Genomic DNA, 6,905 nt, shown 5'->3' with positions numbered 1-6,905 from the left:
GCTCATAAAGTGGGGGATAAAAGACCTAAATAAGCTATATGAGCATAGGTACTTAAGTTATTGAACCGCCGTGTACGGAACCGTATGCACGGTGGTGTGAGAGGTCGACTAGCCAATTAATGGCTAGTCTCCTACTCGATTTCCCTCGTTTATAAATTGGGAATAAATGCTATATTATTATTATCGAATATTCATAAACCTAAAAATTTTAATATTTTTCATAAAAAACGTTTGAAAATTCTGATTATTGATGATATTATAAAAACAACACGAATCCTGAAAAGTTAGCGGATACAAATTTTCACTTTTGACCGAACATTATAATGTCGGGAGCTTCAATTTCTGCTCGGCAAACAAGCCCGCTTAGGACGGGACGTTTAATTAGTAGATGAGAGCACCCACCTAGGGAAGGCCACGGGTTCAAAATGTGTTTGTAGGAAAGCGTCATTTCGGGGTTCGTCAATTCCTAAACTCCTTGCTTTTTCTCCTTTCAAATGAAGGGAGATTTTTTTTGTCGAAAAGCTTCCATCACTCGAGCAATGAATGGACGAGGTTTTTATGTGTATATGAAGAAGAAATAAACAAACTAATATCGCCACTATAAATAAATTATGATATAATTCCGACTAGACTAATATAGATTGAGAGGCATATTTTATGTTACACCAATTTTCACGCAATGAATTAGCAATTGGAAAAGAAGGATTGGAAAAGCTAAAAAATACTACTGTTGCTATTTTAGGAGTAGGAGGAGTAGGCTCTTTTGCTGCTGAAGCGTGTGCACGTGCTGGTGTAGGACGCATTATTTTAGTGGATAAAGATAATGTAGATATTACAAACGTAAATCGTCAGCTTGTTGCATATCTTTCAACAATTGGTAAATCAAAATCGGCTGTTATGAAAGAACGTATTGCAGATATTAACCCAGAGTGCGAAGTAATTGATATGCATATGTTCTACACTGAAGAAACTTATGAATCATTTTTTGAGCAAGGAATTGATTATGTAATTGATGCTTCAGATACTATTATTTATAAAGTTCACCTGATGAAAGAATGTTTAAAACGGAACATTAAAATCATTTCTAGTATGGGTGCAGCAAATAAAATGGATCCAACAAGATTCAAAATTGCTGATATTTCTAAAACTCATACAGATCCTTTAGCAAAAGTAATTCGTACCAAGCTGAAGAAAGAAGGCATTCGTAAAGGTGTTACAGTTGTATTTTCTGACGAATCTCCAATAGTTGTCCGTCCAGAGGTTGTAGAAGAAGTCGGAAATCCAAACGCACAAATTCGAAAAGCAAAAATGCCACCTTCTTCAAATTCTTTCTGTCCATCAGTAGCAGGTTTAATTGCTGCTAGCTGGGTTATCAATGATATTTTAAAAGACATTAAAATCTATCGAGTAAACGACTAATAAAAAGAGGTTGCCTTTCGAAGTGGAGTAGTTCCGAGAAAACTACTTCATCGAAAAGGACAACCTCTTCTTTTATTTTCTTATTGTAATAGCCTCTTGATAGGTTTCGTCAATATGTTGCTTAATTTTGTTTTGTTCTTCATTTACATTTCCAAGTATTCTACTTAATTGGTCGATTGTTGAGGAACTTTCTTCAATAATCGCTGCAAATTCCGTTGTGCTTTGTTGAATAGAAAGACTATTTTCTTCGATTGATTTTGCTCCTAGAGTAAATTGCTTTAGTTTATTTTTTAGATTACTCATTAATTCAAATAGTTCTTGGAATGTTTTATTCGATAGATCTGCTGTGTTCGTTTGAGTTGTAATATGCTCTAGACCAACTTTTAGTTTTGATTGGGCATCGACATTATACGTATTTACTTGCTTTAAATTTTCATTAATTTTTAAAAGCATTTCATCTGTGTTACCAGCTAACTTTCGAATCTCATCGGCAACCACTGCAAACCCTTTTCCGTATTCACCAGCACGTGCCGCTTCAATAGAAGCATTTAATGCAAGCAAATTCGTTTGGTCTGTTACTTTTTTAATATCTTGTGCAAATTGATTCGTTTCTTGAATTTTACTTGATAGAATATTAAATGTTTTGTTTAATTCCTCGAAAAACTCAGTAAATGAATCAATCTCATTTTTTAATTCATTCATAGTTTTAGCACCAACCACTGCGCTATCACTAGCATTTCCAGCATCATTTAAAATATCTTGTAATTGTTTAATCATGTTTGCAATTTCTGATGTTGTTAACTCAGTATTTTTAACAATTTCAACAACATGTTGTGATTGTCTATGTGAACCCACACTTACTTCTTCTACAGAAGAGAGCATTTCATTTTGAGCTACTGTAGCACTGTTCATACTTTCTGTAATCATCTCTAGTTTTGATGTAATGCTTTGAACTGCCATATTTAAGTTTAGATGTAATTGTTCTTCTTGTTTTGCTTTTTCATTTTCGAGAGTCATTAAATTTTCTGTATTTTTTTGTAACTTCTTATTTTGACGGACTTGTAGGAGAATAGCAAGTGCCATTAATGTATGGACAACAAACACGTTTGCTGGGTCTACCGCAAAACCACCAGTGTCTAACGTAAAGTTAAATATGAGTTCAGTAATAGAACAAAAATAACCAAATATAAAAATTGAAAATTGGTTATGAATGCTCCCTAATATTAATGCGAAGAAGGTCATAACAATGGTAGCTAATGTAACTTTGAATGAAGAAATCGTAAAATACACTGAAAATACGATTGCGATCAAAACAAGAAAAGGAAATATTCGCCGCAACATCTCTACCTTTCTCTGTATTACATAAAATACAAAAGCTATTAAACCTGGTATAAAAAGCGATAGTGCAATTTCAATAGGTCGTCCAATAATGAATTGAGCCACTCCACCAAGTAAAGCTGAAATTCCGTAAACTAACATAATAATTGTATTTTTTTCAAATAAATCTTTCTTTTTAAGTATATGGATATTCATTAAAAGCCCTCCGCCAATAAAGAAGTTAGTAATCTTCTAGATTTCTACTATTTTCTTAATTTATACATTAAATTCACAAAATTGTCACGTTTTACTTTTTTGATCACAAATATTAGTCACACCTAATTTTACTCCGTAAATTATATGGATAAAATGTTTTTTAGAGCATAATTTTCCATTGAATATTTGTGTATTTTGTTAAAAACGAATAAATTCGACGATTATATGGCATTTTTTGCGTCATTTTTTATTTTCTGAAAAATGAATGGGTAATTATTGTTATATTGTAGTTAACGTTGGAATTAAAAGGGGGTTAAAAATTGTTCACGCAAATTGAAGTTAAAAAAGGTCTTATCAATGTAGCGCAGCTCCAAGAAAAAGTGGATGAGATCATATTCGATTACATTGATACTTCAAAAAATTGGGGTAAAGCTCACAAGGGGTTAAATAATTTATATCAGCAGACTGTTCGATTTTTTGTAGATTATGTAGACAATCAGAATGGTTCTATTCCTGAAGGAAACGTCTACTGGACACTATTTGCTGAAATCGTCGCAAGAATAATTTATTTTAAAACATTAGCCGAAAGACATCTTACTGATTTACAAAAAGATGTAGATGTAGAAAATATTATTAAAGGTTATAGTGCTGCTGCATACTGCCTACCAAATGTAAAGGTAATTAAAGAGTACGACTTACTAGATGAAATTAGTGAAAGTTTTGAAGAAATTCACCTTCAGGATGGTGTAAAGGGGAATTTCAAACAAAGTATTATTGAGAAAAATAATACAATTAAAGAAAACCTTAAGGCTTTTTATCATTTTTTAATAAGTACTACTAAAGCAAATCAAAAATAAGGAAAAGCTCGCATTCATTTGGAAAGTCAATGAACTGCGAGCTTTTTTTATTTTTGTTTCTTAAATGATTTAAGGCGATCATAAATAACTGCTAATTTCTTTTCTTCACCTGCTATGACTGGTTTGTAAAATTCCATTCCTTCAAGAGGGTCTGGTAAATATTGCTGATCTACCCATCCACCAAATGTTCCGATAGGTGTATCATGGGGATATTGATAACCTACATGGCCTAATGCGGCAGCTCCAACATAGTGAGCATCTCGTAAATGAAGTGGAATGTCTCCAGTTTTGCCTTCATGAATGGCTTTTATAGCAGCATCAAGTGCAGAATATGCTGAATTTGATTTCTCAGATAAGCACATTTCAATTACGGCATTTGCTAGTGGAATTCTCGCTTCTGGTAATCCAAGTCTTTTTGCGGATTCAGTTGCCGCAAATACATGGGCCCCTACATCTGGATTTGCTAAACCGACATCCTCATATGCCATTACTAGTAATCTCCTACAAACCGCCACTAAGTCACCTGTTTCCAACAAGTGAGCTAAATAATAGAGAGCCGCATTTGTATCACTACCTCGGACGGATTTTTGCAATGCAGATAGTAAATTGTAAAAATGTGTACCTGCTTTATCACCATATACACCAATACGTTTTGCCAAATGCTCAATTATATGATCTTTTACTATAGCAACTCCATCAACTTCATCTGCTGCAAAATATACGGATTCTAGCAAAGTAAGAGCTTTTCTTGCATCACCATTACTACTATTCGCAATTTGTGTTAATTGTTCATCGGATATCTCAATTTGAAATTTCCCTAATCCGCGATCTTCGTCTGTTAAGGCATTTTTTAATAACTCGACAATATCATCGATAGTTAGTCGTTTTAATTGCAATATTTCACCACAACGAGATCGTATGGCTGGATTTACATCGTGAAAAGGATTTTCTGTAGTTGCTCCGATTAACACAATTGACCCATTTTCGACATGAGGTAGAAGTGTATCTTGTTGTAATTTGTTAAAGCGATGGATTTCATCTAAAAATAAAATGACCTTTCCTGATAGTCTTGCTTCGCCTACAATTTGTTCTACATCTTTTTTTCCTGCATGAGTTGCATTTAGTGAGAAAAAAGGTAATTTAGAACTTCCAGCGATTGCATGAGCAATAGAGGTTTTACCTATGCCAGGATCACCATAGAGTAGCATGGATGGTACATGACCATGTTCAATCATTTTATATAGAGCGGTATTTTCGCCTATAATATGTTTTTGGCCTACTATCTCTTTTAAGTTGCGAGGACGCATTCGGAATGCTAACGGTTCATTATGCATTTTATATTCCTCCTCACTAAAATTTTTATCATATCTTTAATTTATCACATTTATTTAAATTTGACCTTTTCCAAGTGAATTAGATGGTGTTATGGTATAATTGAGCTAATATATGGACAAGTAAAATAGAGGTGCTTATAATGAAAATTTCTACAAAAGGTAGATATGGTTTAACAATTATGATCGAACTTGCTAAAAACTTCGGGGAAGGCCCAGTTCCTCTACGTCAAATTGCTGAGGAAAAAGATTTATCTGAAGCATATTTAGAGCAATTAGTTTCACCCCTTCGTATAGCTGGTCTTGTAAAAAGTGTTCGCGGAGCATATGGAGGATATTTACTTGCGCTACCACCAGATAAAATCTCTGCAGCAGATGTAATTAAAGTGTTAGAAGGTCCAATTCAGCCTGTTGAAGGTATTGAAGAAGAAGAGTCTCCACAACGTGAACTTTGGATTCGAATTCGTGATGCGGTAAAGAATGTTCTGGATACAACTTCTTTACAAGATTTAGCAAATCATAAAGATGATACTGAGTATGACGGGTATATGTTCTACATTTAATGTTAACATTCCCAGTCAATTTAAAGGAGCTTTAGAAACGGATGGATACAATTTATCTAGACCATGCAGCGACTTCACCGATGCATCCAGAGGTAATCAAAGCTATGTCAGAAGCTATGTCAGAAGTATTTGGTAATCCTTCTAGCATACACACTACAGGTCGTTCTGCTCGCAAGGTATTAGATGATGCACGGTCGATACTCGCAAAATCAATCGGTGCAAAAGATAGTGAAATCATTTTCACAAGTGGCGGTACCGAAGCAGATAATGCTGCTATTTTCGGTACTGCCTATGCTTTGAAACATAAAGGCAAACATATTATTACATCGCAAATTGAACACCACGCTGTTATGCATGCATGTGAAAAGCTAGAAAAAGAGGGTTTTGAGGTTACTTACTTACCAGTTGATCGTAGTGGTCGAATCTCGCTTAAGACATTTAAAAATGCGTTGCGTGAAGATACAATATTAGTAACAATCATGTATGGAAATAACGAAGTAGGGACTGTTCAACCGATTGCAGAGATTGGTGAACTATTAAAAAATCATCAGGCTACATTTCATACTGATGCTGTACAAGCTTATGGAATTGAAAAGCTTAATGTCGATGAATTACATGTCGATTTATTAAGTGTTTCAAGTCATAAGTTAAATGGTCCTAAAGGGATCGGTTTCTTATATCAGCGAACTGGTATTCCATTGACTCCAACTTTATTTGGAGGTTCACAAGAGAAAAAAAGACGAGCTGGAACTGAAAATGTACCATCAGCTGTTGGATTTGCTAAAGCAGTTGAAATTACTCAACAAGACATGGAGTCAAAAAAAGAGAAATTCAAAAACTTCCGCGAATTGTTTATACAACAATTAAACAATGAAAATATAGCATTCGAAGTGAACGGTAACCAAGAGCATACATTACAACATGTATTGAATATAAGTTTTAAAGGAATGGATGTTGAATCATTCCTCGTAAATCTTGATATGTCAGGTGTCTACGCTTCAAGTGGATCTGCTTGTACAGCTGGTTCGATTGATCCTTCACACGTTCTTGTTGCGATGTTTGGGAAAAATGCTGATGAGTTAAGAAATTCGATTCGTTTTAGTTTTGGATTAGGGTTAACTGAAGAACAAATTATTGAAGCAGGTAAACGAACAGCTAAAATTGTAAAGAGACTTGCAAAGTAACTTCGATCATAATACTGT

At 34.2% G+C, this 6,905-nt stretch carries 6 protein-coding genes and 1 other RNA gene; 5 read left to right on the top strand and 2 right to left on the bottom strand.

The genetic code is table 11. The annotated features are described in order from the left end of the window. Window positions 1-270 precede the first annotated feature (270 nt). Window positions 271-460: non-coding RNA, 6S RNA (gene ssrS / locus ACOQFO_RS04960), on the top strand. A gap of 197 nt (window positions 461-657) precedes the next feature. Further along, window positions 658-1,419 (top strand): tRNA threonylcarbamoyladenosine dehydratase, encoded by a 762-nt coding sequence (locus ACOQFO_RS04955; RefSeq protein ID WP_421688592.1) that lies wholly within the window; start codon window positions 658-660, stop codon window positions 1,417-1,419. A gap of 72 nt (window positions 1,420-1,491) precedes the next feature. Here the strand turns inward: ACOQFO_RS04955 and ACOQFO_RS04950 are convergent, their stop codons facing one another. Continuing rightward, window positions 1,492-2,952 carry a methyl-accepting chemotaxis protein gene (locus ACOQFO_RS04950; protein ID WP_421688591.1) on the bottom strand — a complete coding sequence of 487 codons (1,461 nt, stop codon included), beginning with the start codon at window positions 2,950-2,952 and terminating at the stop codon, window positions 1,492-1,494. A 320-nt stretch (window positions 2,953-3,272) separates the two neighbouring features. Here ACOQFO_RS04950 and ACOQFO_RS04945 point away from each other — a divergent pair, with 320 nt between their 5' ends. Next, complete coding sequence (locus tag ACOQFO_RS04945; RefSeq protein WP_421688590.1) at window positions 3,273-3,809, top strand: hypothetical protein; 537 nt, start codon at window positions 3,273-3,275, stop codon at window positions 3,807-3,809. A gap of 47 nt (window positions 3,810-3,856) precedes the next feature. Here the strand turns inward: ACOQFO_RS04945 and ACOQFO_RS04940 are convergent, their stop codons facing one another. Then, window positions 3,857-5,143, bottom strand: coding sequence for a replication-associated recombination protein A (locus tag ACOQFO_RS04940; protein WP_421688589.1), 1,287 nt, complete (start codon window positions 5,141-5,143; stop codon window positions 3,857-3,859). 140 nt (window positions 5,144-5,283) lie between these two features. On the opposite strand from ACOQFO_RS04940, the gene cymR reads away from it, so the two are divergent. Both cymR and ACOQFO_RS04930 read left to right on the top strand, forming a co-directional pair. Continuing rightward, a complete protein-coding gene (gene cymR / locus ACOQFO_RS04935) occupies window positions 5,284-5,703 on the top strand; it encodes a cysteine metabolism transcriptional regulator CymR (RefSeq protein ID WP_421688588.1) in 420 nt (139 codons plus the stop codon). 41 nt (window positions 5,704-5,744) lie between these two features. Further along, complete coding sequence (locus tag ACOQFO_RS04930) at window positions 5,745-6,887, top strand: cysteine desulfurase family protein (RefSeq protein WP_421688587.1); 1,143 nt, start codon at window positions 5,745-5,747, stop codon at window positions 6,885-6,887. Window positions 6,888-6,905 lie beyond the last annotated feature (18 nt).

The organism is Ureibacillus sp. MALMAid1270, assembly GCF_049202975.1.
GTDB lineage: Bacteria > Bacillota > Bacilli > Bacillales_A > Planococcaceae > Ureibacillus.
This window is presented reverse-complemented; position numbering and strand designations above follow the sequence as displayed.